We start from the raw sequence: 25,124 nt of genomic DNA on the forward strand, positions 1-25,124 counted from the left end.
AGCCGTCTTTACTGGAGCAAACCATGAAGTCATGTCTTCTTGTTGATGATAGTCGCGTTATTCGCAAAGTAGCGAGGCAGATATTTGAGGCGCTCGATTTTGCATGCGAAGAGGCCGAGAATGGCCAAATGGCGTTGGAGGCCTGTCAAAAGGCTATGCCTGATGTCATTTTGTTGGATTGGAACATGCCCGTTATGGATGGGATGGAGTTTTTGCGCGCTTTGCGTAAGATGGCCAACGGGGGCGAATCGGTTGTCGTGTTTTGCACGACAGAGAATGACATGAAGCATATTCAAGACGCTATGGCGAGCGGTGCGAATGAATATATCATGAAGCCTTTTGATGCGGATATTGTGCGCAGCAAGCTTGTTCAGCTGGGGATTGTCGAGGGCTGATTTTTTTGGCTTTGGACGCAAGAAAACAACAAATAAAGAATTCGGTGATTATGGATTATTCTTCGATGACAGGTGATGAGGACGGATGTTCTGATATTTATCAGGTCATGGTTGTAGATGATTCCGCGTTTATTCGCGGTGCGATTACGCGTGCCATTGAAAGCGATCCTAGTTTGCGTGTGGCCGTTTCGGTCAGCAATGGTGAGCAGGCTATCCGTTCTCTTCAACGTGAGGCAGTTGATGTTATCGTTTTGGACATCGAAATGCCTGTTATGGATGGCTTGACGGCGTTGCCCAAGCTTAAGGAAATCGATGGTGCTGTGCAGGTGATTATGGCTTCGACTCTAACACAAAAGAACGCTGAAATTAGTTTGCGTGCCATGTCCTTGGGCGCCACGGACTATATTCCGAAGCCCTCCAGTAGCCATGAGGTCATGGCGGCGGAGTCTTTTCAGCATGACTTAATTGAGAAGGTCAAAGCCTTGGGCGCGCTTGCGCGGCGATCCGGCGTGCGTGAGCATCCTCGCTCGGCCCCCCCGCCCAAAAAGACAGAAGAGGTGGCTAGACCAGCTTCTTCCCCATCAGCAGCCCCCCTCGATCAGGGAAAGCGCGCTGAGAATGTGCGTTTGGTTTCACCTTTCCCTAAACAAGGGCGGCGGGAAGTCGTTTTGCGCAAAGACCCAATCTTGCGCCCAGACGTTTTGGCGATAGGGAGCTCGACAGGCGGGCCTCAAGCGCTTTTTAAGGTGATCAAGGATATGGGGAAGGGGCTTCCTCAGCCAATCGTGATTACGCAGCATATGCCTCCCGCTTTTACAACCATTTTGGCTGAGCACATTGCCCGCCAGTGCGATGTTGTTTGTCAGGAAGCGAAGAACGGCGATATTTTGGTCGCGGGGCATTATTATATAGCGCCCGGTGATTTTCACATGTTGGTGGAGCGCAGGGGCTCGGATGCCATTGTCAAGTTGGTGAAGGATCCGCCAGAAAATTTCTGTCGTCCCTCTGTTGACCCTATGTTGCGTTCTTTAGCTGTTGCGTATGGACGTAATATTCTTGTCGTGATTTTGACGGGCATGGGCGCTGATGGCACAAAGGGTGGGGAAGTTGTCGTTAAGGCCGGTGGTTCCGTTATTGCCCAAGATGAAGCGACAAGCGTTGTGTGGGGCATGCCCGGATCCGTTGCTATGGCTGGCCTTTGCACGGCTCTTTTCCCAGTCGATAAAATTGGTAGTTTTGTTCGCCAGACGGCGATGGGAGCAAGAGCATGAAGCCAGAAGATTTTGATCTGTTCTCAAGCCTTGTGAAGCAGCGGTCAGGCCTCGTTCTGACGAAGGACAAGTCGTACCTGCTTGAATCGCGACTGATTCCTGTCGCCAGAAAATACAATTTAAAGACCCTTGAGGATCTCGCTCAATTGGTTCGTACCAAGCGCGAGGAATCTGTTCTTCACGATATTACGGAAGCCATGACGACCAATGAGTCCTTCTTTTTCCGTGATACGAAACCTTTTGACCAGTTTAAAAAGTTATTGTTGCCTGAGCTTCTACGCACGCGCGCGGCCAAAAAACAGTTTCGTATTTGGTCTTCGGCTTCGTCCAGCGGGCAAGAGGCCTATTCTTTGGCCATGATTTGCGCGGAAGAAGCAGCTAAGCTTCAGGGGTGGAAAGTTGACATCCTTGGAACCGATATTTCGACCGAGATGGTGGAGCGCGCGAAAAGCGGCATTTACTCGCAATTCGAGGTGCAGCGTGGCTTACCGATTGCGCTTTTGATGAAGTGCTTTTCTCAAATCGGCACGGACAAGTGGCAGATCAAGGAAGAGCTTCGCCGCATGGTTCAGTACCGTGAGGGGAACCTTTTGCTGGATTTTGGTCCCATCGGGTCGTTCGATGTTATTTATTGTCGCAATGTTCTTATCTATTTCGACCAACCTACCAAAACGCGTGTTTTAGAGGCGATGAGCCACGTTCTGGCTCCCGATGGCGTGTTGTTCTTGGGCGGCGCGGAAACCGTTTTGGGCATTTCCGACAAATTCAAGCCGTTGGAAAATGAGCGCGGCGTTTATGTTCTGGCAAACCGACCTGACACAGGTATGTTGCCCAAAGGGCGGGGGACGGGTGTGAGTCCACTTGCCGGTTCTTCCTTTTCTGGAACGACAGCTTCCGTTTCTATGTAGATAGGTGTGTTGTTTATAAAAAAAGGGTTGGCTGGCTTATAGCGCCGTGCCAACCCTTTTTATTTGTTTCTACCTGATAGAAATCTAGACGGGTCTTTGTTGAAGCTTGGGGGGCTCTGATCCGGCAGGATCGCGCAGAACATAGCCGCGTCCCCAAACGGTTTCGATGTAATTCTCGCCGTCTGCGGCTTGCGCCAGCTTCTTGCGCAGCTTACAAACAAACACGTCGATGATTTTCAATTCAGGCTCATCCATGCCGCCATAAAGGTGGTTGAGGAACATTTCCTTGGTCAGTGTCGTGCCCTTACGCAGGCTAAGCAACTCAAGAATGCCGTATTCTTTGCCTGTGAGATGAAGAGGGGCTCCGCCGACTTCAACGGTGCGAGCATCAAGATTGACGGTCAGCTTGCCTGTACGAATGACACTGTCCGAATGGCCCTTGCTGCGACGAATAATGGCGTGAATACGCGCGACGAGTTCGCGGCGGTCAAAAGGTTTCGTCAGGTAGTCGTCCGCGCCGAATCCAAGGCCTTTAATCTTGTTATCAAGTTCGGACAGACCGGAAAGAATCAAAATGGGGGTCGTGACCCGTGCGGCGCGAAGGCGGCGCAAGACTTCATACCCGTCGATATCGGGCAACATAAGATCAAGGATGATGATGTCATAATCATAAAGCTTACCAATCTCCAATCCGTCTTCACCAAGATCAGTGGTATCGACGATAAAGCCTTCGGCTTGAAGCATGAGCTCAATGCTCTTGGCGACGGAAGTGTCATCTTCAACAAGGAGAACGCGCATGGTATTGCCTCTTGGGAAAAGGGGGCTTAGGAACATCATCACGATTAACGGTGGGAGTAAAAGGAACCGCGTTAACCATAACTTTCTACCTATTGGTAAAGCAGCTTTAACAAAAAGTAAACATTATTAACAGAGAAATTTGTTAAAAAATTCAGGGTGATCAGTTTTGGGCCCTAAGTCTATTAATGAGAAAACCAAGCTTCCTTCTTGATTTTTGTTCTTTTAAATCATAATGTTAATATGTTGTCGTGGGGGCGGAGCGATGAGCTTGTTTCCTTGTCCCCGTGATTTTTCTTGGAAAAGAGGCTCTTGTGAGACACTTTAAGCCTGTGTTGTTGGGATGCGAAGGCCCTGTTTTAACGGAAGAGGAACGCAGCTTCTTTGCGCGCCTTAATCCTTTTGGCTTTATCCTTTTTCAAAGAAACTGTGTCAATCCCGATCAAGTGAAAGCGTTAACGTGTGCGTTAAGGGCGTGCGTCCAGCAGCCTGCCCTTCCCATTTTTATTGATCAAGAGGGGGGGCGAGTCGCCCGCCTAAAGCCCCCTTATTGGCCATCCTTGCCAGCGATTCGCACAATCGGAAAACTTTATGAAAGGAATCCCGTCCAAGGGCGCGAGGCTATGCGTTTGCATTCTCTTGTAACAGCCAAGATGCTGCGAGCCGTCGGGATCAATGGCAACTGCGCGCCAGTTCTGGACTTATGCCTTGATGGCGCGTCGAGCGCGATTGGTGATCGAGCGCTTAGTGCTTCGCCTCAGACTGTGGCTGATCTGGGGCGCGTGGCAATTGAGGCCTATCTTGCCGAAGGCGTGTATCCCGTCATCAAGCACATGCCGGGCCATGGGCGCGTGCAGGTGGATCCTCATGTTGATCTGCCTTTTGTCGATACAGATGAAGAGACGTTGCAGAAAAATGATTTTGTCCCGTTCAAAAAGCTTCATGACGCGCCGATGGCCATGAATTGTCATGTTGTCTTTCGGGCACTTGATCCTTTGGCGCCAGTTTCTCTTTCGCCGTCCGTTCATGAGCGGATCATACGCGGCGTTCTAGGGTTTCAGGGGCTTCTTATGACGGATGATCTGGCGATGGGTGCTTTAAAAATGCCGCTTGAGCAGCGCGTGCGCGGCGCGCTGGAGGCTGGAGCCGATATAGCTCTTTATTGCACAGGCTCCATGGAGGGGATGCGCACTGTTGAAGAATCGCTGCCAGCTGAAACGTGTGAGGCGACTCTTATGCGATGGGCGCGGGCGCAGGATCATTTGTCAAGGGCGGGCGCGATGAGGTCGGTTGAGGACGAGGCGGCCTTGCGAGCGCGTCTGGCGGCGCTTCTTGATGTGGGCGCAGTTACGCAAGAGGCCTGATCTTGGTGTCGGTCATAATCGCGTTTTTGAATATCGTGCCCGTAATATCCGCGCCTGTGAAATTGGCCGAGCTTAAATCCGCGTCGGTAAAGTCGGCATCGCGGAGCACCGCGTTGGTAAAGTCACTATAGCGGAGATTAGCACCGACAAAACAAGTGTTCAGCGTTCTGTTGCCTTCAAAAAAAAGAGGCTCCATGCGGGCCTTGGTGAATTTGGCGCCCACCATGACGCATTTGCTAAAATTGGTTCCGCGTATGTCCGAGCTTCTAAAGGCGCAATGACGGAAATCACTGTGTTTAAGGTTAGCGGCTTGAAGATTGATGTTCGAAAGATCGTGGCCGTACCAAATTGAATGTTCGGCAAAAAGCATCGTCAAGTTTACCCCTGTTAAGGGCGGGGCGTTGCGCAGGTCAAGGTTGGACAAATTGAGTCTCTTCCCGTCTTCGCCTTGTGTCCTTAGCCAAATTTGATGGAGTTTGAGCATTTCCTCAAGGGGAGCCTCTAACTCGTTCAGCGTATTTCCCATCGGTTGATCCGTCAGGGTTCCCGAAAGATCGACGTTTTCAAGATTAGAAAAGTCCATCATCGTGCCCGTCAGGTTCGCACCCTTAAGACTGACATTCTTCAATTCGCACTGACTAAGATCCGCGCCGGATAGATTGGCTCCGGCCAAATTAGCGCCGTTTAGGTTGCCACGGATGATGGTTGATTTGGACAGGTTCGCGTCTTCGAAATTGGAGTTGATGGCGATGGCACCGGAAAGTTTAACAGAGCCAAGATTGGCCCCGCGCATATCGACGCCGCCTGTGCCTTCTTTCCAAACGTCGCTGTCGCTTGTGAAGGTGAGGCCCTTATCGGGGTCATAGGTGGCATAGGAGCCTTCGCGCAAATCGGCTTCGTTGAGATCGGCATTGGCCATGATCGCGCCGCGCAGGCAAGCGCCGCGTAGATCGGCGCGAACAAGACTAGCATGAGAAAAATTGGCTTTACGAAGGTCGCAGGCATAAAAAACGCAATAGTCCAGTTTGCAGTTTTCAAGATCCGCCTCCACCATAACGGAGCCGGTGAAGTCGGCATTGGACATATCGCTGTCTTTAAAGGAAAGGCCGGATAAATCGTAATGTTGCAAGGCCGCCCGTGCACCATTGGCGCGACCTTTTTTAAAGGCCACATGCTTGGCGATAATGTCGTTCAAGCTCGCTTGATCGATGATTGTCAAAGCATCTGTTGACATAGTGGGGGGTGCCTTAATTCTTTTGTTATTGTTTAACGCCCGTCAAGGGACGGAGCATTTTGCAAAGGCTGCCCTCGCATTGAACAAGCATAGAGGTTGGCATGGGTGTTACATTTTCTCCGACGGTTTTGGGGGCTATACACTCAACGCGATAAAGAGTCGATGAATTGCTTCCCATCTTCTGCTGATAGATTTCAATCTTTTTAGGGGAACAATTGTTCATGCGCGCGACTTCGCGCGCGTCTGCCGGTGCGGCTAAACAATCCGTTCCATAAAGGCTTGTGAGAAGGGAAAGAAGGGCTATTCCTTTCACCACAAGACTATAACGAAAGAATGTTAAGGGGGCGTTACTGATGGGATTCATCGCCGCGATGCTTCAAGTCGTTCAACATATTGTTATTGATAGTCACAGGAAAAGCCTTGCGAATATAAAGGGCATATTCCTCGGCTACGTTTTGGGGCAGGTGGGTGGTTACGTCTTCTACGACTGTTGAGAGGGTCTCCTCTGGCTTCTTGGGGTCAACGGGGACGATGTCCGAGAGCCTTAAGATATAGTGCAAGCCTTGTCCTTCAGCCGTTATGACATCCCCTTTCTTCATCTTGAAAATGGAAGCAATAGCCTGCGCCGGAAGGGTGCGGTCGGGTTCGCTCAGTTGAGAAAGAGGCTTGGAGAGAGTGAGGCTAACCCCCGGATAGGAGGCATAGCTTGTCGCAGTTTTTCCTTCGCGCAGAGCCTTGGCAATATCTTCAGCGGTGGCGGCTGCCTTGATGGATTGTTGTTGCTTGAGCCAGTCAGCGGCGACCTGCGTTTTGGCTTCTTCAAAAGGTTTGGCATGGGTTGGCGTTATTTGGTCATTTCGCACAACATAGTATTTGCCGTGCCCGCCGTCGATGACTTGGCCGGTTTCTCCTTGGCCCAATTCAAAGGCTGCGCGCAACACGGTGTCTTTGTTGGGGATGTCCTTGGCTTCTTTCCCATCAGGCGTGTGACCCGTCTGGTCGAGGGAGGGGAAGCGCTCAAGGCGGAGCTTAAGGGTGTCGGCGCATGTCTCCAGCGATTGGCCGCCCGCAATCATATCATCCATCTTGTTGACGGTGCTGGCAACTTGGTCACCAGCTTGTTCGTCCTGAAGCGTCTTTTTGAGGTCGCTCCGAACCTCATCAAGGGAAGGAGCGCCGCCTGCATGGATTTTCTTACTCTGAAGAACGTGCCATCCAAGAGAGCTTTTGATAGGAGACGAAATCTGTCCCTCTTCAAGCGTAAAGACGGTTGTGTAAAGTTCAGGCAGGATGTTCTTTTCGCTCACCTTGTCCATGGTGACAGGGGTGAGGCCTTTTGCTTTGGCCGTAGCGGTTAGGTTAGAGGCGGTGTGCGCGGCTTCGTAAAAAGCCTTGGCTTTTTCTTCGTCTTGAAAAACGATTTGAACAAGATCACGTGTTTCTGGTCGCATAAGTTCGCTTGCGCGGGACTCATAGGCCGCTTTGATTTGTTCCTCACTCACCTTGATGTCTTTGACGAGGGAGTCGGTCTCAAGGGTGGCCACGGTCACGCCCCGATATTCGGGGACAACATAGCTGCTTTCATGGTCTTTGTAAAAAGCCTGCAGCGCAGCGTCATCAGCCTTTGGCATGTTTTTCAGACTATCGTTGCGCAAGGTTAGAACTTCTAGAATCCTTTTGGCTCCGCGCGCCTGATAAAGCGTGTCGATCATGATCTGGGGAATGGGCCGTTCTGAGGCTATGGACGAAAAAATAAGCTTACGCGCTGTTTCATGACGTTGCGTGTCCAGAAATCCTTGCTCGCTCATGCCCGTTTTATTGAGGAACTGTTGCCAGAGTTGGGTGTTGAAGCTCCCGTCTTTATCGCGAAAATGGTCGTTTTGAGCCAACTGGCTCATCACAAACGCGCTGTTGAGATTCAGACCAAGACGCGCCGCTTCTTGATCAAACAAATCTTCATGGATGATAAGGTGAAGGGTTCTATCCAAAACGCCGATTTGTCTGGCCTGCGTCACGGTAAGGTCAGCGCCAAAAACCTTGCGAGCTTCGGGCATGCCCATTTGAAAGCGTTGTTCAAGGGTTTGAACGGGGATGGCTATCGAACCGACCTTGGCAACTTCCTTCAAGCGGGGATTACCCTTGAATATATCCCCGATGCCCCAAATGCCAAAACTGACAATGAGGAGGAGCATAAGGCTTTTGAAAACCCATGATTTGGCAAGCTCGCGTATCGTTTGAAGCATAAAAAAATCCTCGGTGTTAGTGAAAAGTGATTCCCGATTGCACAGGAACATGATAAAAGCCTATGATCGATACGGCAACAGGATTAAGAAAAAAAGCCGCGACAACGATAACCCAAGGAAACCGCTATGGCCAAAAGACGTAAGCTGATTGTAGGCAATTGGAAAATGAATGCCCGTTTGACGTCGGGTCTGAATTTGGCGCGGGAAGTTGCGGATCGGGCCACGGCTTCGATGCCTTTGACGTTCGATATTGTTCTTTGTCCTCCTGCCACCTTGATCTGGCCGCTTGCCGAGACTCTTATGGGATCGCCCGTTATGTTAGGGGGGCAGGATTGCCATTATGCCAATCATGGGGCCTATACCGGCGATCTAAGCGCGGGGATGCTGGCCGATCTGGGTTGCCGCTATGTTATTTTAGGCCATTCTGAGCGTCGTGCGGCCTATGGCGAGTCGGGCGAGCTTATCGCCAAGAAAGTCACGTCCGCCCAGTTGGCGGGTCTGACGACAATCGTATGCCTTGGGGAAACGCTGGAGCAGAGGGCCAGTGGCGCAACGGAAACAGCCATTGTGCAGCAGCTTTCGGCGTCTTTGCCGGATAAATATCATGCCTCGCAGCTTGTTGTGGCCTATGAGCCTGTGTGGGCGATTGGAACGGGCGAGGTTCCCAGCGTTGAAGAAATCCGCGCCGTTCATAAGCTTATTCGTCGTTCCTTGGGTGTGGCCGGAGAAACGGTTCAGGTGATCTATGGCGGCTCGGTTGTTCCCAGCAATGCTGAAAGCCTCTTGCAAGACGATGATATTGATGGGGTTTTAGTGGGCAGCGCCAGCCTAAACAGCGAGGGTTTTTGGACCATTGCTGATAAAGCGCGGTAAAAGGCTTAAAATAGGGCTTGCCTTCCCCTGTGCGTATCGACTATAGAAGCACCCTCGCTGCCCGCAAGGGCGGAGATTCCTGTCCAAGACTGCGGGCGCTGATAACTCAGCTTAAACTTGCCAGCATAGACGGAATTGATTGTAAGAGCGCCCTTTGCGGATCAGCCGCAGACTTTCGCGCCGTTTCATTCCTTCTTTCCCCTTGGACATGACAGATAAAAAAGTTTTACGCCGCAATCGGTTTTGCGTGCGTCGTTAGGGTTTGAATTTGGTTTTTGAAGGAGGAACTATGATCAATCTAAGCAATAACCGTAAGGGTAAAGAGAAAAAAGTCGGGGCGCTTGCCGACCTGATGGAGTCCGATCTTGTTGTCGTGGCTCATTCGTCGGGCTTGAATGCCGATCAGACGTTGGCCTTGCGCCGCGCTGGTCGCGCCGCTGGCGTGACGATCAAGGTAGAAAAGAACACGCTGGTTAAGCTGGCCATTAAAGACACATCGCTTGCCGGTTTGGATCCTTACATGACAGGCCCAACGGTTCTGCTGTATTCCAAGGATCCTGTGGCTGCGGCGAAGATTTCGGCCGAGTTTTCGAAGAAGAACAAGCAATTCAAAATGGTCGGCGCTGCTTTGGGCGACCAGATTTTGGATGCCAATGGGGCGATGGCTCTGGCAACCTTGCCATCGCTTAATGAGCTTCGCGGTACGCTTGTCGGCTTGCTTCTGGCTCCGGCCACGAAGATCGCCGGCATTCTGCAGGCTCCCGCTGGTCAGCTGGCTCGTGTGGTTTCCGCGCACAGCAAGCAGGCCGCTTAAGGATACAAGAATTCCGCTCTCCCTACGCTAAGGCTGCGGGAGACAAGCGGATAGAAATGCAACAACACTATACTGTTTAACAAAGGAGAGAGTACGATGACCAAGCTAGCGAAGATTGTTGATGAATTGTCGGCCCTGACCGTTATCGAAGCGGCTGAGCTGTCCAAGTTGCTGGAAGAGAAGTGGGGCGTTAGCGCCGCTGCTCCTGTGGCTGTTGCCGCTGCTGCTGGCCCTGCCGCCGCTGCTGCTGAAGAGCAAACCGAGTTCACGCTCGTTCTGGCCGCCGCTGGCGACAAGAAGATTGACGTCATTAAGGAAGTCCGTGCGATCACGGGTCTGGGCCTTAAGGAAGCCAAGGATCTGGTTGAGGGCGCGCCCAAGACCGTCAAGGAAAACGTTGCCAAGGCCGAAGCCGAAAAGTTCAAGAAGCAGCTTGAAGCCGTTGGCGCCAAGGTTGAATTGAAATAAGCGATAAGCTTACTTCAAGAGTTAAAAAAGGCGGGGTTCATCCCCGCCTTTTTTTATGTATATTACGAAGGAGACAGGCCGTCAGGATTGATGCGATGCGCAATTTCGTGCCGACCTGGGTGTCTTAAAGAACCATAAAGCCGCGCGGCGGCATGGACAAAGGACATAAGCGGGCTTGGCATCTTACCCATATCCGCAGGTGCTGTGGCTAGAGAGTTCAACCAAACGCTTCGCGCATGGTGAATCCTGCGTATTTTTTCATGTGCCATGTTCTCCTGCGAAGGTGCTGCATATCCATACAAGGCGGATTTACTGCCGGACTGGTCGGCCCAGAATTTGTTTCCATAATCCGCGTGCCACGGTTCATCGGGGAAAAAGGTAAAACCGACAGAACTCATTATGTTGTAAAGCAGGCGGCGGTTTTGGAGGGCTTCCCTATCTTCAGTGGAAAGCTTGCCTTCTTTTTCAAGTTTCTCTTCAAAATAACGAAGTGAGGTTTTGTGATTGCCGTCTTCATCATCGGCGACTTCATCGAAGGCGACCCCCATGTTCAGCATCTTGCTCTTTTCACGCAAAAGCTGATGTCGCTGCATTTCGATATTATAGATTTCCTGCCAGCGTGATGGATCGGCTGCTATGACTTTCAGTTGCTTTGTAAGAGCCTTCATCCTTTCCCATGCTTCAGGTTCGTCGGGCAAAAACGTGACAATGGTCAAATCGACCGCGCCGCCTGTCATATGGGGTGCGTTGGCGCGAGAGGGTTGTGAAACGTAATGTTGAGTTTCGGTTATGGCCTTTTCTTCGCTGTAATTATGTGGAGCGTCCATCAATTTATTTTTGAAGTATTCGAATAATGATTGCTGCACCTCTTCTGTACGCAACGTGTCCAAAAGTAAGAACGCGCAGCCATCAGGCAGTAGTTTGCTGGCTTTAGCGAGCCGTTTGGCGACGCCCTCCCTCACAAAGCTTGTGATTAAAGCGCCGCCCAGCTTCACTGCGGGCGCGGGTTCGTTTCCCCCACCACTATATGAATAAGGTGATGTTTCACGTTCGCCGTAATAGATTCCGTCTGTAAAGATTTCGGGACAATATGTTTCGCGGTATTCTTCTGTGAAAAGGCCGAGCGGCACTAAAGGCTCATTAAACGCTGCGCCTTGATCGTTAATAGGGGTGTCCCTCCAATCAGAAGATAGGGGCTTTAACAGTGGGATTGGGCTGTTGTAATCTACATGCCGAAAATTCTTCACCCAAAAAACTTTAAACGCGGTAAGCATTCACATTCTCCGCAAAAAATATGATGTTAGTTGTAAGAGTTGTTATACCACTTTTTAGTTACGATTAAATTACTTTCACTCTGCCAAATGGTTAATTTTTGCAAGGAGCCTTTATTTCATGAAACTTTTAAGGGTTGAGGCAAAAGCTGGTATAAACCTTTTGAGAATTATCTAACCCTGATTATAGGAGCGCAGAAATATGGCCGGTACAACGGATGCCGATAAGGGGAGTCTTGAGGGCTCGAAATCTAGAGAGGAAGTAATTGCGGGATTGAAACTTGCTTTGCAAAATGGCTCTAAACCTAAAAAGGAAATAATTGCGGAATGGAGGCGTGCCACGCAATGCACGAAACCAACTGTCGGAGGCACAATCATGTCTTATGCGTTCGGCGGCGTGGTTCTTTTCATGGGGGCGGCCGGTTTTTTGGGGGCGGTAAGTTCTGGCGCTTATGCCGTGCAGGGTCTTATGGACGCTGCGCCAGCAAAAGACGTGCTAGTTGGAGCTGCCATTACGGTTCTTATGGGATGCGGCGGGTATGAGTATTCAAAAATTGGTTTTTCCCTTTGTCGAAAAACAACCGCCATGTGGAAAGCAAGAAACGCTCCTGCCTTGAAGCAAGGATAGGCGTCCCCCCCGCTTTGTATAGTTAAACCGGATAATCATTGTAGTGTCCTGTCGTCATCGCGAGCGACGCAAGGAGCGTGGCGACCTGTCGCGCCGAAGCTGCGAAGCAGCGTAGGGGGATCCATCTCCTATATTTCCCACCATTGACTTTGTTGGCCAATTCAGGAGATGGACTGCCGCGTCGCCTTTACAAGGCTCCTCGCAGTGACGGCAGAAGGCTTTACGAAAGAACGCTTGTTTGCTCGTCCGGCAGAGGCCGCGATGACGTGGCCTTGCGTTGATCAAGAGCGCTGAGCCAAGGCTTTTCGAACGAGGGCCTGCCCAGATGATAGCCTTGCAGCATATCGACGTTCTCATCACGCAGCCATTGCGCGACTTCTTCGTCCTCGATGCCCTCGGCAACCGAGCGTAGGCCAAGGCCGTGAGCCATGGCGATCAGCATACGCACAAGATGCTGCTGTTCGCCGTTTGTCGTAAGGTCGATGATGAGATCGCGGTCGATTTTCATGATCGCAAAATCAAGATCGCGCAGATGGCGGATGGAGGTTGAGCCAGCGCCGAAATCGTCCAACGACACCTCACTGCCCAGACTACGCAGAGCCTCAACAAGGTTTTTCATCTTGGCGATGTCCATCACGGCCGCGGTTTCCGTAATCTCGATGATCAGGCGACGTGCCAGATCGGGATGGGCCGACAGCTTGTTTTTGATGTGATCGGGCCAATGGGGCAGGGCGGCGGTCAGGCCAGAGATATTGACGGCAAGGTGCAACGTATCGCACGCCGCAAGCTCACGCAAAGACAGATCCAGAACATGCTCATCAAACTCTGGCGCCATGCCCATTTGCTCAACGATAGGAATAAACTCGCCCGCCGGAATGGCCGTGCCATCGTCATAGAAAAGGCGTGACAGGACTTCATAGAATAGAATCTCGCCCGTTTTCGCATCCACAACGGGTTGAAAGGCCAGCTTGACGGTGTCGTTTTTTAAGGACTGTTTGACCCGTTCGCAAATATCAAGAACGATGCGGTTTTGTTCGGCGCGGCGCGCGGACTCGCTATAGGTGACGTTTTGCCCGCGTCCTTTTTCACGCGCTTCGGACAGAGCTTGTTCGGCGTGAATCATCATCTCGGTCGCATCGCTTTGCGTGCCCTCAAAGGGGATCGTGCCGACACAAACGGACAGATGCAGGCATGTGCCGCCCGCCGAAAGGGCGTGGTCATGGAAATTAGCCAATATCCGCGTCACCAGCGATTCCATATCGTGCGCCATATTGGGCAGCAGGACGCCGAACATATCGCCCGCCACGCGCCCGACGATGGCGCGTGTGGGGCACAGCTCATTCAAGCGATCCGCAACAGCGCAAATCAAGTGATCGGCGGCCTTGGTTCCCATCGCCTCATTGACAAAGGCGAGCTTATCGATGCCGACCACAAGATAGGCGCTTTGATGGCGGTTCTCGCGCGATATTTTCAGAATCTTTTCGATCAGCGAAAGCATGCAGGCGCGGTTGGGGCGCCCCGTCAGCGGATCGCGGTCGGGACTCGTTACCGCATAGGGGCTTTGCTTTTCCGCATCCTCGATGATGCGTAGCATGCCTTGCTGGCGAATGGCGCGACCCTTTTCGAAGTCGGTCGTGCCGTGTTCTTGAACCCAGATAAAAGAGTTATCCGCAGCGCGTAGGCGATATTCGCGATTAAAGGTTGGTGTGGTGTCATTGAAAATCAAATGGTGATCGTTGGGCAAAACGATGGTCGAAAGCTCTAGTGCATTGATGGGCGGCTGCTCGCGATCATGGCCAAACAATTGCTGCCACGGGCCGCACCAGACGATGCGGTCGGCTTTCAGATCCCACTGATAGGCGATGTGGCCAGAGGCGGAAAGAATGTCGGTCAAAGAGGTAATAGAGGTCACTTCATTCATGATAAAAACAAACTGTCAAATGGTGAAAGGGAAGGGGAGGCCTTCCCTAAAATACAGGGGCAGTCTTAAAATTAGATAAAATTGCCATTTCAAACTTCAAAATCGGGCGAAGTTTCTAAAATCGTTTATTATCAATGGGTTATCATGTGCCCAAATTCGAGTCAGTATTGTTATATTTCAATAAGTTACGGCATTAACTTTGAGCAAAAACAAAAAAGCGGTACATTCCCACGCTCTTGGGGCTGAAAATCGATGTTATTTGACTAAGTCGTTGATAAGCAACGATTTCGGTTTTTTGATCAGGTGCGGGGAAAACGGTTCCTGTTTTATGCCGAGCGAACCGTCAGACGCGAGAGGCCAAGGCCAAAGGCGAAGACCAAAAGCGTGCCGATAAAGCCCGCAAGCCCAGTCGAGAGTCCTTCGGCGGTTATCGCGCTCACCTGATAATCGGGAAACAGGCTATAGGCCCACGTGGTCGCGCTGGCCATAGAGAGGAAGCCTTGATCTGTTGCGATTTTCTCTAGGCCGTCGGGGCTGCCAGAGGCAAAGGGGCTAACCAGCACCGCCAGCGCAAGCGCGACGGCAAGGCCGCCTGCAACCAGCTTACGCATGGATATTTTTTCTGCCGCTTTGGTGTTGCCAAGGAGTGCCCATGCGGGCAGGACGCTTGGGCGCACAGCGGCCACTGTCGCCAGAGCTGCGACGGTGATTGCGGCCTCGCCAACGCCGATGATGGCGTGCGTTTCAACCATAGCGGGGAAGGAAACGGATAGAAGTGTCGTGCCCGACAAGGCCAGCTCAATCGCGCAAGCGGCAGAGGCAAGGACGATTCCGATCCAGCTGGCGGCTCCCGCCGACAGGTAATAGCCAGAAAGACCCTTGGGCATAAAGCGGCGCAGGGTACGCATAAGTGGATACACCATCGCACCACCAATGATCCCCATGTTCATGATGTTGCTGCCCAGCGCGGTGACGCCGCCATCGGCAAAAAAGAAAGCCTGCGTCGTCAGGACAAGCGCCATCATAAGGCAAGCGCTCCATGGCCCCAGAAGAGCCGCGATAGCCACGCCGCCAAGGAAGTGGCCGCTTGTGCCGCCGCCGATGGGGAAGTTGAGCATTTGCGCCGCAAAGACGAACGAGGCCATCATGGCGGCCAGAGTCATCGATGAACCATCGTTGTTTTTAGGAGAGCGCGTGCGCCAGAAAGCCACAGCCAGCGTTGCGGCTGTCGCCACCATCGTGGCGGCATTGACGGGAAGGCTGACGAATCCATCGGGGATATGCATGGCGGAGGATCTCCTGAAAAAAAGGGGGGGGAATCAGGGCAGGAAGCAACCTCTTTATGGTTAATGAAAAAAGGCGAACCCCACAAGGCCAAAATTGAAGGGGTGTGTGTGCGCAAAACGCTGTTAAAGTAAAAAGGTATGGAAAGCACGGAGCTATTTGTGCTATCGCAAGTGAAGCGGCATAGGAAGTATTAGCCCTGCAAAAGTATGTAAGCATAGTGTTTTAACGAAATTTAGGAGAAGATTATGAGTTTAAAAACATTCTTTCAGAGTGCATGGCGTGAGATTTCGGGCGCAAACGATCCAATTCGCATAGCGGCTAAATCTGTGCGCCTTGCGGCAAAAAATAAAGATCAAGAAAAAGCCAGAGAGAATTTCTTCAGCCTTTTGGGCAAGATAAACCCAGACGATCCGAAGGCGGCTGATTTGGTTTTAAGGGATATTATTCCCTTTTGCCGCGAGAATCTTGGAACGCACTTTGCCTGCAAGATGGCGGATGCAGTTTACTGGCGTTTTTGGGACAATCTCTTTCTTGGAGCTACGCTAAACAGTTTGCGTTTTGAGCTTGCCAAGGAGGCGATGAATGAGGCGATTGAAAAGGGGGATCGGGGGGCGTTTGTGGATGCCCATGAAATATACTGTCAAGCGTGCAACCCACTTGACAAAAAGGTTAGCACACTATGGGCAAAGAGCATCGGCCTAGCCATCCCCAAGTTTGGCGCAACGCTTGTCAGTCGTATGGTGGATGAAGTTCGTTGGAATACTCCGCACGGCACGCCTCTTAGGGAAGAAGCTGTAAAAGCGCGCTACAGCCTGTGTGAAGATAAGCCCACTGCAGGCTAGGGTGATGCCCGTAAAGGTGGCGTGATGTCCGTTATAGCGCCTTCGCCCCTCGCGTCATTGCGAGCGACCAGCTAGATCGCAACGTCGGCGGCAGCCTTCGCTACGCTTCGGCCTTGATCGCCTTCGCGATCAGGCCTCGCGATGACGGATAGAGGGGGATGCTTACTTCCGGCGGCGTCTGGTGGGGGTGGCGGAGGTTTTGCTTTTACCTGCGCCTTTCTCTTTGGGGCTTGCTTTAGGTTTCTGCCTTGGTTTTTCTTTGGCTTTCTCTTTGTCCGGATCGATGATCGAAAAGCTCATGCTGCCCGTCAGAGGATCGGCTTTGTCGAGCTTGACGGTGACGGCGCTGCCCAACTGATACACGCGGCCATGACGTTGGCCAACCATGGACTGGTTCTTTTCGTTGTACTCATAGAAATCACGGGGCAGGGCATTAAACGGAATAATGCCGTCCGCGCCTGTTTCATTCAGCCGCGCAAACAAGCCAAACCGCGCCACGCCGCTAATCCGCGCGGGGAAAGTCGCACCGACTTTATCCGCCATAAACATTGTCGTGAAGCGATCCACCACGTCGCGCTCTGCCATGGCCGAGCGTCTTTCGGTTCCCGAAATATGCGCCGCCGTGTCCTCCAGCTTTTTGATGGCCACGTCGGTCAGTCCATCATCGCCCAGATTAAGGGTACGGATCAAACCACGATGCACGACCAGATCAGCATACCGACGAATGGGCGAGGTGAAGTGCGCGTACTTCGCTAAAGCAAGCCCGAAATGACCGATATTCGCGTGGCTATAGGCTGCTTGGGATTGTGAGCGCAGCATGACTTCGTTGATGACCTGCGCGTGATCACCACCCGCCGCGTTTTCCAAAATGTGGGTCAGCATGCGCGGGTGAAGCTGTTTAAACGGAACCAGCTTGATCCCCAGCGTATCCAGAAAATCGCGGAGCGCGTCTAGCTTAATTTCCGTTGGCTTATCATGCACGCGATAAAGGCATAGGCCGCCTTTGCCTTCCAGTTGTGCGGCGGCGGCGACGTTGGCGCAGATCATGAACTCTTCGATCAGCTTGTGGCTATCAAGGCGCTCACGCAGGGCTATCGCCTTCACGCGGCCATCCTCGCCGATCACGACTTTGCGTTCTGGCAAGTCCAGCTCTAGCGTGCCGCGCACAAGCCGTGCCGCGATCAGGCATTCATAAGCGCCGTAAAGCGGCTTGATCACGCTGTCCAAAAGAGGCTTCGTCGTCGCGTCCGTGTGGCCATCCTTCGCTTTTTGCGCTTGCTCATACGTCAATCGCGCATGCGATTTCATCACGCCACGCTCAAACTTCCACTTGACCAGCTCACCCTTTTTGTCCAGCCAAAGATGGGCGGCCAGACAGGCACGGTTCACGTTGGGCTTAAGCGAGCAAAGCTCATTCGACAAGGCCTCCGGCAGCATCGGCACGACGCGGTCGGGAAAATAGGTGGAGTTGCCGCGCCGGTAGGCCTCGCGGTCAAGCGCGCTTTCAGGCTTCACATAATGCGCGACATCGGCGATAGCGACGATCAGATGCCAGCCGCCTGCGCCATGAGGCTCAGCAAACACGGCATCGTCAAAATCTTTCGCGTCCTCGCCGTCGATGGTGACAAGAGGAATGGCGCGAAGGTCGGTGCGCCCCTCCAGAGTCACAGGCTTGGCGGCGTTCGCTTCATCCAACGCTTCTGGGGGAAAAGTGGTGGGAATGCCGTTCGCCTCAATGGCGATCAGGCTTACGACTTTGGGATCATCGGGGTTGCCAAGAACCTCCGTAATCTCAAGCTCTTCTTTGCCGTTCTTCGTGCTGTGGATGATCTTGGCGGCGACCAGTTGCCCCGCCAGAGTCTTGGCTTTATCGGGATTGCGTAGGGTATAGGTCGTTTTATCTTTGCGATCCGTAAGCTCTAGCGCCCAGCCAAGCTTTGTTTTGACAACCACGCCAACAACGGCGGCGGGCGCGGGGCGGGCGGGTTTGGATTTAGTGTCTACTGTTTTTTCGTCTGGTTTTTCTGATATTTGACCAAAGCTACGCTTCGGCTTTTTTCCGTTTCTGAAATCAGCACGCGTCTTGCGCGTGGATTTTACCTTATGCTTTACTTGCAACTTTTTTCCTTTGGTGTGTTTGCGCTGTGAACTGTTTCATGAATTGAACATCGGCTCCATAGCGCATATGTGTTTTTTTGGTTTGGGTAAGGCCCGTCTGGCCATAAGCTTTATTCGATAGTTTGTTATGGGGATCGGCTGTAATCGAAAAGGAGCGAACGCCGTCTTTCAACGCAATCCTCATGGATTCTTGAATAAGCGCTGTCGCGATCCCTTGCTGGCGAAAGGCCTCATCGACGAACATATATTCAACCCGTGTCTTTTTGATGGCAGAAACCATATCAACAGCATAAACCATTGCACAAAAGCCAACAAGGCTGCCTTTTAGGACGGCCACAAGGATATGAAAGCTTTTGCGCGGCCCTAAAGCGTGCTGGGCGATAAAGCTGGCCGAGGCCTTTGATTTGTCACCATGAAACGCCGCCAGCCTCTTCATCATCCGTGCCACGTCCGCGCTATCGGCCTTGCGAAAGGAGCGGATGGAGAGAGTCACGCTTTTGCCCTTGTTGATGTCGTGCGGCGGGGTTTGGCAGGCGGCGTGGTCTTTGCACACATCGTTCTTGTGGTCGCCGCTGTGCGCAAGCCCCTTTTTCTTTTGTCTACAGCTGATTTTTGTTTGAGGGGCGCAACGCTTAGGCGCATGCCAAGCGCAGTCAAAACGCGCAAAATTGTGTTCAGCGCTGGATTGCCATCGGGGCTAAGCGCCTTATAAAGGCTCTCGCGTGACAGATTGGCGTCCTTGGCGACTTTTGTCATGCCGCGCGCACGGGCAACAACGCCAAGAGCATGAGCAAGATAGGCGGGGTCATTATTAGAAAGCGCGTCTTCAAGAAAAGACTGAATCATTTCTTCGTTTTCCAAGAAGTCGGCTGTGTCGTAAGGAGTAAGTTTTAGCGTCATGCCGTCATTTTATTCTGTATTAGAGGTGATAGGCAATAGACTTCTTGTCTAAACCATATAGCCTACGCCTCATAAAATGATCATAAAGAAGAAAACCAAATGGGATCCCCGCCCCCCGCCTTCGCTGGGGCAGGCCCCGCGGGGATGACGATAGGGGCTTAATAACAAAAACTAATCTCGTCATGCCAGCGCCCTCGTCCCGCCGCCCTTGCGGCGGGCGAAAGGGCAAGGCTGGCATCCCATTTGTTTTGCCTATTTACAAACATTCGCGCTGTTTTGCGTGCCGTATCCTAGTATTTTTTAGGAAACCACTCTTTTCCTGCGAGCCATAAGAAAAGATCAATTTCTTTCATAGAAAATGCGTTGAGATTATAGAATGTTCTGAATTTTTTTACAATTTCAACAAATCGTCCATAGTCTTTGAAATCCTCCCGACGAAAGCCTGCGAAACCATCTTGTTTTTCATAAGCGCAAAGCACTTTCTCGACGAAAGAGTCATAAATTGGATAGGTTGTTGGTTTATGGTGGCTGCAGTATTTTGATGCAAATGAATAAAAATTGATGGTTCGACCATTCACGAAAACTTTTGCGATATCGTTGACCAAACCATACTCTTGGGATTCCAACCGTTCATCCACGTTTTGAAGATGAATGTGTTTTGCCACGGCATAAACATTAAGAATATGCGTGCTGTAAAAGTCATTAAGAGCGCAAACTTTGAGGAGGATATGTTCTATTGCAGTGTTCTTAGGACAAAACTGTTTGAAAAGAAGGTCTAACGATTTTTCCTGAAACTGATAGTTTTCCAATTTTTTAAATTGATCGAGGTACGATTCCACCATAGACGGGTTTGGCGCAGGAATCTTTTTAAGGCACTCTTTTTTGCGAAAGGAAGGGGTGTTCGAAACATTTGGTTCTTTGATTTTATTTGCCTGCAGGGGCGATTGAAGGATGCCTTCGCTGTTCCACCTGAAAAGCATTGGTTTTTTTGTTTTGTCAACCAAAAGCCATCGCGCCGAACGACTCATAGCGTATATCTGAGCTAAAAGAGCGTGATCCAAATTTTTGCAATGTCCCTTTTGAACACTGCGGCGATGAGATTCCGTGTCGTAAAAATCAGGATAATGCGCCTTGATAGCATCCCTCATTTGCTGGGGTGTGATACCTTGCGGGTTCTCTCTTACAATTTTCTTCAAGATTTCCGAGAAAATCATGAGATTCTCTTCTTCTCCGTCGGTTTCTTTTTGGCGGCGGGTTTGGCTTTTGGCGCAGCTTTGGCCTTGGCGGCGGGTTTGGCTGTTGCCGCCTTCTTGACCTTAGGCTTGGGTTTGCCCTTGTCCTTGGTGGCGGCCTTGGCCTTTGGCGCTGCCTTCGCTTTTGTTGTTTTGGCTTTGCCGCCAGTGCCGCCCTTGGCGATTTTGGCCTCAATGATTTCCAAGGCTTGCTCCAGCGTCAGCGCTTCGGGGTCATAGGCTTTGGTGACCGTTGCCATCACCTTGGCCCACTTGACATAGGGGCCAAAGCGTCCGGCGTTCAGCGTCACGTGTTTTTGATCACTTGGATGCTCGCCCAGCAATTTGGCAGACGATGTGCTGCCGCCGCGCCTGCCTTTATCCGGCTCGGCCAGCAAGACAACGGCACGATTTAGGCCAATCGACAAAACATCATCGTCGTCGGGAAGGCTTTTGTAACGCGGCCCTACCTTGATATAAGCGCCATAGCGGCCAAGGCCCGCCGTGATGATCTCGCCCGTTTCAGGATGAGCCCCGACTTCGCGCGGCAAGGCCAACAACTGCAAGGCCGTGTCCAGCGTGATCAAATTGGGATCGACGCCCTTGGGCAGAGAAACGCGCTTGGGCTTTGCCTTCACTTCTTTCTTCTTTTTCGCGGGCTTTTTGCCTTTGGCAGGTTTTTCTTCGGGCGCATCGGCGGGGGCGGTGGCCTCTGGCAAATCCAGCTGGACATAAGCGCCATAAGGCCCCATGCGGGCGCTGATGGGCATCTTAGTCTTCGGATCAAGGCCAAGCTCACGCGGAGGCATGTTCTGCGCGGCGTCTTCGCCCGCGCTTCCGCTGACGGCCAGAGGCCGCGTGTTTTTGCAATCGGGATAGTTAGAGCAGCCGATAAACGCGCCGAACTTACCCAGCTTCAATCCCATGCGACCAGAGCCGCACACGGTGCAGACGCGTGGATCGCTGCCATCTTCGCGCAAGGGGAAGAAGTGGGGGCCGAGAGCCTCATCCAGCGCATCGATCACGTCCGAGATTTTAAGGTCTTTCGTGCCGTCGACGGCCTTGGCAAAGTCCGTCCAGAAGCCACGCATGACTTTTTTCCACGCCAGCTTGTTGTCCGCGACTTCGTCCAGCTTTTCCTCAAGATCAGCGGTGAAGTCGTATTGGACGTAGGTTGAGAAATAATTCTCTAGGAAGGCCGTGACGATGCGGCCCCGATCCTCTGGCACAAAGCGCTTTTTATCCAGAACCACATAACTACGATCCTGCAAGACCTGCATGATGCTGGCATAGGTAGAAGGACGGCCAATGCCCAGTTCCTCAAGCCTTTTGACAAGGCTCGCCTCGCCATAGCGGGGAGGGGGCTGTGTGAAATGCTGCTCTGGCTTGATCTCTTGCTTATCCAGCGGATCGTTTTGATTGACGGGCGGCAGGCGGCGGTTGTCGTCATCTTGTTCGGCGGCATCATCGTCGCGGCTGTCCTGATACACCTTAAACCAGCCATCAAAAACGACGGTAGAGCCTGTGGCGCGGAAGGTCGCTTTGTTGCCGTTATCTGTAATATCGACGGCGACTTGATCCAACACGGCGCTGGCCATCTGGCACGCCATCGTGCGCTGCCAGATAAGCGTATAGAGGCGAAGCCCATCGGCATCCAAATACTTGGCGACTTGCTGAGGGCGGCGTTTTAAATCCGTGGGGCGGATGGCCTCGTGCGCTTCCTGCGCATTTTTGGCCGTCGATTTGTACATACGCGGAGAGCTGGCCACAAAATCCTTGCCATAGTCTTGTGCGATCACGTCTCGGGCGGCCATCACGGCCTCGGTCGAGATTGAAACGCCATCGGTACGCATATAGGTGATCAAACCCACCGTCTCGCCGCCGATATCAACGCCCTCATAAAGGGCTTGGGCGATCCGCATCGTGCGCGTTGCGCCAAGGCCCAGCTTACGGCTGGCCTCTTGTTGCAAGGTGGAGGTCGTAAAGGGCGGGTAGGGGTTGCGCTTGGATTGCTTTTTCTCGACCGCGCCAACATGGTAGGAAAGCTTGCTTAAAATCGCGAGGGTGGCGGTGGCCTCGGCCTCGTTGGAAATGGCAAATTTATCCAGTTTTTTGCCGTCCAAATGCGTCAAATTCGCGCTTAAAACACCCCCTTTTTGTGTCAAAAACGACCCTAAAAGTGTCCAAAATTCTTGCGGTTTGAAAGCTTCGATTTCGGACTCGCGCTCGCAAATCAGGCGAAGCGCGACCGATTGGACGCGTCCTGCGGACTTTGAGCCGGGCAGTTTGCGCCACAAAACGGGCGAGAGGGAAAAACCTACAAGATAGTCCAAAGCGCGGCGCGCGCGGTACGCGTCGACAAGGTTGTGATCGATCTCGCGCGGATGGGCGATGGCGTCCAAAACCGTCTGTTTCGTAATTTCATTAAAGGTGATGCGGTGGACGGGCGTGCCCTTGATCAGGTTCTTTTCCTTCAGGATTTCTTGAACATGCCACGCAATCGCTTCCCCTTCGCGATCAGGATCCGAGGCGAGATAGATGGCGTCTGCGCCTTTGGCGAGCTTGGCAATCTCGGCGACGGGTCGGCTGGCTCTATCGCCCAGCTCCCAATCCATGGCGAAATCTTCATCGGGGCGAACCGAGCCATCCTTGGGCGGCAAGTCGCGGATATGGCCGAACGAGGCCACAACGACATAGTCACTGCCTAGGTATTTATTGATGGTTTTCGCCTTAGCGGGCGATTCGACGATAACGACTTTATGCGACACGAGTTACCCTTTGCTGTCAGTTATCCGATTAAGGCCACTTGGTGTCCGGGCTGGCGATCCAGCCTTCCGGCCAGCTCCAATTCAAGCAGGACGGTAAGGACCAAGGGCAGAGACAATTGACATTGCCGGACGAGTTCGTCAACTAAAACTGGTGAAGGGCTTAGATTCTCTAGGATTTTTTCCCTTACTTGATCCAGTTTTTGGTCATCCACGATCATTTCCGCGTGTTCAAAGGGGTTGGCTTCCGTCTCGGCGAATAGTCGCAAAGGCCTGCTCAGGGACTCTATAACGTCTGCCGCGCTTTCGGTCAGGGTCGCGCCTTGGCGTAGCAAATCGTTCGTTCCTGCCGAGCGCGGATCAAGGGGCGAGCCCGGAACGGCGAACACCTCGCGCCCTTGTTCTAAGGCCATGCGGGCGGTGATCAGCGAGCCGGACTGCTTGGCGGCTTCGATCACGATGACCCCAAGGCTTAGGCCCGCGATGATCCGGTTGCGCTTTGGGAACAGGTTAGCGCGAGGCTCACAGTGGGCGGGCTGTTCGGATACCACGCAGCCTTGCGCGATGATGCGCTCATAAAGGACGCGGTTTTCTTCGGGATAGACGACATCGACGCCGCCCGCCACGACGGCGATGGTTCCCGTCGCAAGGGCGTTGTTATGCGCGGTTGTGTCGATCCCCCGCGCAAGGCCGGACGTGATGACATAGCCCTGTGCCGCCAGATCACTGGCCAGACGCTCGGCCATCTTGCGGCCATTGATGGAAGCGTTCCTTGCGCCAACGATGGCCAGCTGTTTTTTGTGAAGGATCGCCGGATCACCAAAAACCGTTAAGACGGGCGGCGCGTCTTCAATCGACGCCAGCCTTTCGGGATAGTCCGACTCACACGCGCAAAGGATATGCCCGCCCTTCTTTTCTATAAAGGTGATTTCCGTTTCGATGTCTTTGAGCGGGGGAGGGGTGAGGGGACGCCCACGTCCTCCCTTTTGTGCCAAGGCAGGAAGAGCCTCTAGCGCTTGCCGCGCTGAGCCATAACGGGTGAGCAGCTGATAAAAGGTGATGGGGCCGACATTTTCCGTGCGGATAAGGCGTAGCCAGTCCAAGCGTTCGGAAGTGGAAACGGTCGTTCTTTTCATAAGGCCTCTTCTTGCTATGGCTTTTCTTTAGAGTATTAGCCGTTTGATGAAAACAAGCATAGAACCTTTTTATCCTCCTGTTTTTCAGGCGTTTTTTGTATCACCTTGTCTCATTACTTGTTCTGCAGTAAACTGCGACCTTATTAAGATCGATTATCCAAGTATTGGAAGGCGGCTCCCGATGCATGACCTTATCCGTTATGACTATATTAATGAGGTGGCGGGGCTCGCTGGGCTTCTAAGCCTTCGTTTTATGGGGATTGATTTGAACGATGTTTATATTGATGACGACGTGCTTGGCGACGTTGTCAAAGATCACCGCACGCAATATAAAATTCGTACGGTCAGAGAGCGCTACCTTGATCCGCAAAGCCTCCAAAATGTTGATAATAGATTTCCTCTTGGGAAGGATTTTAAAGAATGGTTTGCTAAGAATAGTGCGTTCGTAAACCAATTAGATAGGCTTGTGGAGATACTAAACACAACAAACGATATGACGGCCTTTAGAGGGGCCTATAATAAGATATGGTCTTGCTGCCGAGATGATCAATCAAGCCTTGTCTCGCTTTGTGAAATTAAGCCTAAAGAGGTTGTCCGCCAGCAAAGGTATTCTCTGGCGTTGCATAGAAAATCTGAAAGGCCTGCGCCACGATAAGGGC

The 25,124-nt window shown here is 52.2% G+C and carries 22 protein-coding genes; 10 read left to right on the top strand and 12 right to left on the bottom strand.

Annotated features, from left to right (window positions below; genetic code table 11):
- Positions 1–23: 23 nt before the first annotated feature.
- The 3 genes from WC612_03220 to WC612_03230 are packed head-to-tail and all read left to right on the top strand — an operon-like array spanning position 24 to position 2,574.
- On the top strand, positions 24–395 hold the full coding sequence (locus WC612_03220; GenBank protein ID MFA6279789.1) for a response regulator: 372 nt from the start codon (positions 24–26) through the stop codon (positions 393–395).
- A 50-nt stretch (positions 396–445) separates the two neighbouring features.
- Positions 446–1,666 carry a chemotaxis response regulator protein-glutamate methylesterase gene (locus WC612_03225; GenBank protein ID MFA6279790.1) on the top strand — a complete coding sequence of 407 codons (1,221 nt, stop codon included), beginning with the start codon at positions 446–448 and terminating at the stop codon, positions 1,664–1,666.
- On the top strand, positions 1,663–2,574 hold the full coding sequence (locus WC612_03230; GenBank protein ID MFA6279791.1) for a protein-glutamate O-methyltransferase CheR: 912 nt from the start codon (positions 1,663–1,665) through the stop codon (positions 2,572–2,574). The genes WC612_03225 and WC612_03230 overlap by 4 nt, the downstream gene beginning before the upstream one ends.
- Positions 2,575–2,658: 84 nt before the next feature.
- Here WC612_03230 and WC612_03235 read toward each other — a convergent pair whose 3' ends face one another.
- Positions 2,659–3,372: a response regulator transcription factor gene (locus tag WC612_03235; GenBank protein MFA6279792.1), complete on the bottom strand. Its 714-nt coding sequence runs from the start codon at positions 3,370–3,372 to the stop codon at positions 2,659–2,661.
- A 329-nt stretch (positions 3,373–3,701) separates the two neighbouring features.
- Between WC612_03235 and nagZ the strand changes: the two genes are divergently transcribed.
- Positions 3,702–4,733: a beta-N-acetylhexosaminidase gene (nagZ, locus tag WC612_03240; protein MFA6279793.1), complete on the top strand. Its 1,032-nt coding sequence runs from the start codon at positions 3,702–3,704 to the stop codon at positions 4,731–4,733.
- Here nagZ and WC612_03245 read toward each other — a convergent pair.
- Positions 4,717–5,967 (bottom strand): pentapeptide repeat-containing protein, encoded by a 1,251-nt coding sequence (locus WC612_03245; protein ID MFA6279794.1) that lies wholly within the window; start codon positions 5,965–5,967, stop codon positions 4,717–4,719. The two genes, nagZ and WC612_03245, sit on opposite strands and share 17 nt — an antisense overlap.
- 347 nt (positions 5,968–6,314) lie before the next feature.
- Complete coding sequence (locus WC612_03250; protein MFA6279795.1) at positions 6,315–8,210, bottom strand: peptidyl-prolyl cis-trans isomerase; 1,896 nt, start codon at positions 8,208–8,210, stop codon at positions 6,315–6,317.
- A 126-nt stretch (positions 8,211–8,336) separates the two neighbouring features.
- Between WC612_03250 and tpiA the strand changes: the two genes are divergently transcribed.
- From tpiA to rplL, 3 genes are all read left to right on the top strand, one after another.
- Positions 8,337–9,083, top strand: coding sequence for a triose-phosphate isomerase (gene tpiA / locus WC612_03255; protein ID MFA6279796.1), 747 nt, complete (start codon positions 8,337–8,339; stop codon positions 9,081–9,083).
- A 289-nt stretch (positions 9,084–9,372) separates the two neighbouring features.
- Positions 9,373–9,897 (top strand): 50S ribosomal protein L10, encoded by a 525-nt coding sequence (gene rplJ / locus WC612_03260; GenBank protein MFA6279797.1) that lies wholly within the window; start codon positions 9,373–9,375, stop codon positions 9,895–9,897.
- 96 nt (positions 9,898–9,993) lie between these two features.
- Entirely contained in the window at positions 9,994–10,365 is a 372-nt protein-coding gene (gene rplL / locus WC612_03265; protein MFA6279798.1) for a 50S ribosomal protein L7/L12, read from the top strand.
- Between the two features lie 62 nt (positions 10,366–10,427).
- Here rplL and WC612_03270 read toward each other — a convergent pair whose 3' ends face one another.
- Entirely contained in the window at positions 10,428–11,246 is an 819-nt protein-coding gene (locus WC612_03270; protein ID MFA6279799.1) for a hypothetical protein, read from the bottom strand.
- Positions 11,247–11,838: 592 nt separating this feature from the next.
- Here WC612_03270 and WC612_03275 point away from each other — a divergent pair.
- Positions 11,839–12,264 carry a hypothetical protein gene (locus tag WC612_03275; GenBank protein MFA6279800.1) on the top strand — a complete coding sequence of 142 codons (426 nt, stop codon included), beginning with the start codon at positions 11,839–11,841 and terminating at the stop codon, positions 12,262–12,264.
- A gap of 220 nt (positions 12,265–12,484) precedes the next feature.
- Here the strand turns inward: WC612_03275 and WC612_03280 are convergent, their stop codons facing one another.
- Positions 12,485–14,176: a bifunctional diguanylate cyclase/phosphodiesterase gene (locus WC612_03280; protein MFA6279801.1), complete on the bottom strand. Its 1,692-nt coding sequence runs from the start codon at positions 14,174–14,176 to the stop codon at positions 12,485–12,487.
- 335 nt (positions 14,177–14,511) lie between these two features.
- The gene (locus WC612_03285; protein MFA6279802.1) at positions 14,512–15,471 is read right to left on the bottom strand and encodes an energy-coupling factor ABC transporter permease; all 960 of its coding nucleotides are present in this window, start codon (positions 15,469–15,471) and stop codon (positions 14,512–14,514) included.
- 246 nt (positions 15,472–15,717) lie between these two features.
- Between WC612_03285 and WC612_03290 the strand changes: the two genes are divergently transcribed.
- The gene (locus tag WC612_03290; protein ID MFA6279803.1) at positions 15,718–16,314 is read left to right on the top strand and encodes a hypothetical protein; all 597 of its coding nucleotides are present in this window, start codon (positions 15,718–15,720) and stop codon (positions 16,312–16,314) included.
- 162 nt (positions 16,315–16,476) lie between these two features.
- Here WC612_03290 and rnr read toward each other — a convergent pair whose 3' ends face one another.
- The 6 genes from rnr to dprA form a co-directional block, all read right to left on the bottom strand.
- A complete protein-coding gene (gene rnr / locus WC612_03295; protein ID MFA6279804.1) occupies positions 16,477–18,432 on the bottom strand; it encodes a ribonuclease R in 1,956 nt (651 codons plus the stop codon).
- Entirely contained in the window at positions 18,416–18,925 is a 510-nt protein-coding gene (locus WC612_03300) for a GNAT family N-acetyltransferase (GenBank protein MFA6279805.1), read from the bottom strand. Before WC612_03300 ends, rnr begins: the two co-directional genes overlap by 17 nt.
- Positions 18,922–19,332, bottom strand: a complete 411-nt coding sequence (locus WC612_03305) for an addiction module antidote protein (protein MFA6279806.1) — start codon at positions 19,330–19,332, stop codon at positions 18,922–18,924. The genes WC612_03300 and WC612_03305 overlap by 4 nt, the downstream gene beginning before the upstream one ends.
- A 290-nt stretch (positions 19,333–19,622) precedes the next feature.
- Entirely contained in the window at positions 19,623–20,546 is a 924-nt protein-coding gene (locus WC612_03310) for a hypothetical protein (protein ID MFA6279807.1), read from the bottom strand.
- Positions 20,543–23,332 (bottom strand): type I DNA topoisomerase, encoded by a 2,790-nt coding sequence (topA, locus tag WC612_03315; protein MFA6279808.1) that lies wholly within the window; start codon positions 23,330–23,332, stop codon positions 20,543–20,545. The genes WC612_03310 and topA overlap by 4 nt, the downstream gene beginning before the upstream one ends.
- A gap of 20 nt (positions 23,333–23,352) precedes the next feature.
- Complete coding sequence (gene dprA, locus WC612_03320; GenBank protein ID MFA6279809.1) at positions 23,353–24,465, bottom strand: DNA-processing protein DprA; 1,113 nt, start codon at positions 24,463–24,465, stop codon at positions 23,353–23,355.
- A 181-nt stretch (positions 24,466–24,646) separates the two neighbouring features.
- On the opposite strand from dprA, the gene WC612_03325 reads away from it, so the two are divergent.
- Complete coding sequence (locus WC612_03325; protein ID MFA6279810.1) at positions 24,647–25,120, top strand: hypothetical protein; 474 nt, start codon at positions 24,647–24,649, stop codon at positions 25,118–25,120.
- Positions 25,121–25,124: the final 4 nt, after the last annotated feature.

It is taken from the genome of Bdellovibrionales bacterium, assembly GCA_041662785.1.
In the GTDB taxonomy this organism is placed as follows: domain Bacteria; phylum Pseudomonadota; class Alphaproteobacteria; order UBA9219; family UBA9219; genus UBA8914.

Coding starts and splice junctions, on each gene's coding strand:
- WC612_03220 (MFA6279789.1), top strand. CDS start 24: ATGAAGTCATGTCTTCTTGTTGATGATAGTCGCGTTATTCGCAAAGTA.
- WC612_03225 (MFA6279790.1), top strand. CDS start 446: ATGGATTATTCTTCGATGACAGGTGATGAGGACGGATGTTCTGATATT.
- WC612_03230 (MFA6279791.1), top strand. CDS start 1,663: ATGAAGCCAGAAGATTTTGATCTGTTCTCAAGCCTTGTGAAGCAGCGG.
- WC612_03235 (MFA6279792.1), bottom strand. CDS start 3,372: ATGCGCGTTCTCCTTGTTGAAGATGACACTTCCGTCGCCAAGAGCATT.
- WC612_03245 (MFA6279794.1), bottom strand. CDS start 5,967: ATGTCAACAGATGCTTTGACAATCATCGATCAAGCGAGCTTGAACGAC.
- WC612_03250 (MFA6279795.1), bottom strand. CDS start 8,210: ATGCTTCAAACGATACGCGAGCTTGCCAAATCATGGGTTTTCAAAAGC.
- tpiA (MFA6279796.1), top strand. CDS start 8,337: ATGGCCAAAAGACGTAAGCTGATTGTAGGCAATTGGAAAATGAATGCC.
- rplJ (MFA6279797.1), top strand. CDS start 9,373: ATGATCAATCTAAGCAATAACCGTAAGGGTAAAGAGAAAAAAGTCGGG.
- rplL (MFA6279798.1), top strand. CDS start 9,994: ATGACCAAGCTAGCGAAGATTGTTGATGAATTGTCGGCCCTGACCGTT.
- WC612_03275 (MFA6279800.1), top strand. CDS start 11,839: ATGGCCGGTACAACGGATGCCGATAAGGGGAGTCTTGAGGGCTCGAAA.
- WC612_03285 (MFA6279802.1), bottom strand. CDS start 15,471: ATGCATATCCCCGATGGATTCGTCAGCCTTCCCGTCAATGCCGCCACG.
- WC612_03290 (MFA6279803.1), top strand. CDS start 15,718: ATGAGTTTAAAAACATTCTTTCAGAGTGCATGGCGTGAGATTTCGGGC.
- WC612_03305 (MFA6279806.1), bottom strand. CDS start 19,332: ATGACGCTAAAACTTACTCCTTACGACACAGCCGACTTCTTGGAAAAC.
- WC612_03310 (MFA6279807.1), bottom strand. CDS start 20,546: ATGATTTTCTCGGAAATCTTGAAGAAAATTGTAAGAGAGAACCCGCAA.
- dprA (MFA6279809.1), bottom strand. CDS start 24,465: ATGAAAAGAACGACCGTTTCCACTTCCGAACGCTTGGACTGGCTACGC.
- WC612_03325 (MFA6279810.1), top strand. CDS start 24,647: ATGCATGACCTTATCCGTTATGACTATATTAATGAGGTGGCGGGGCTC.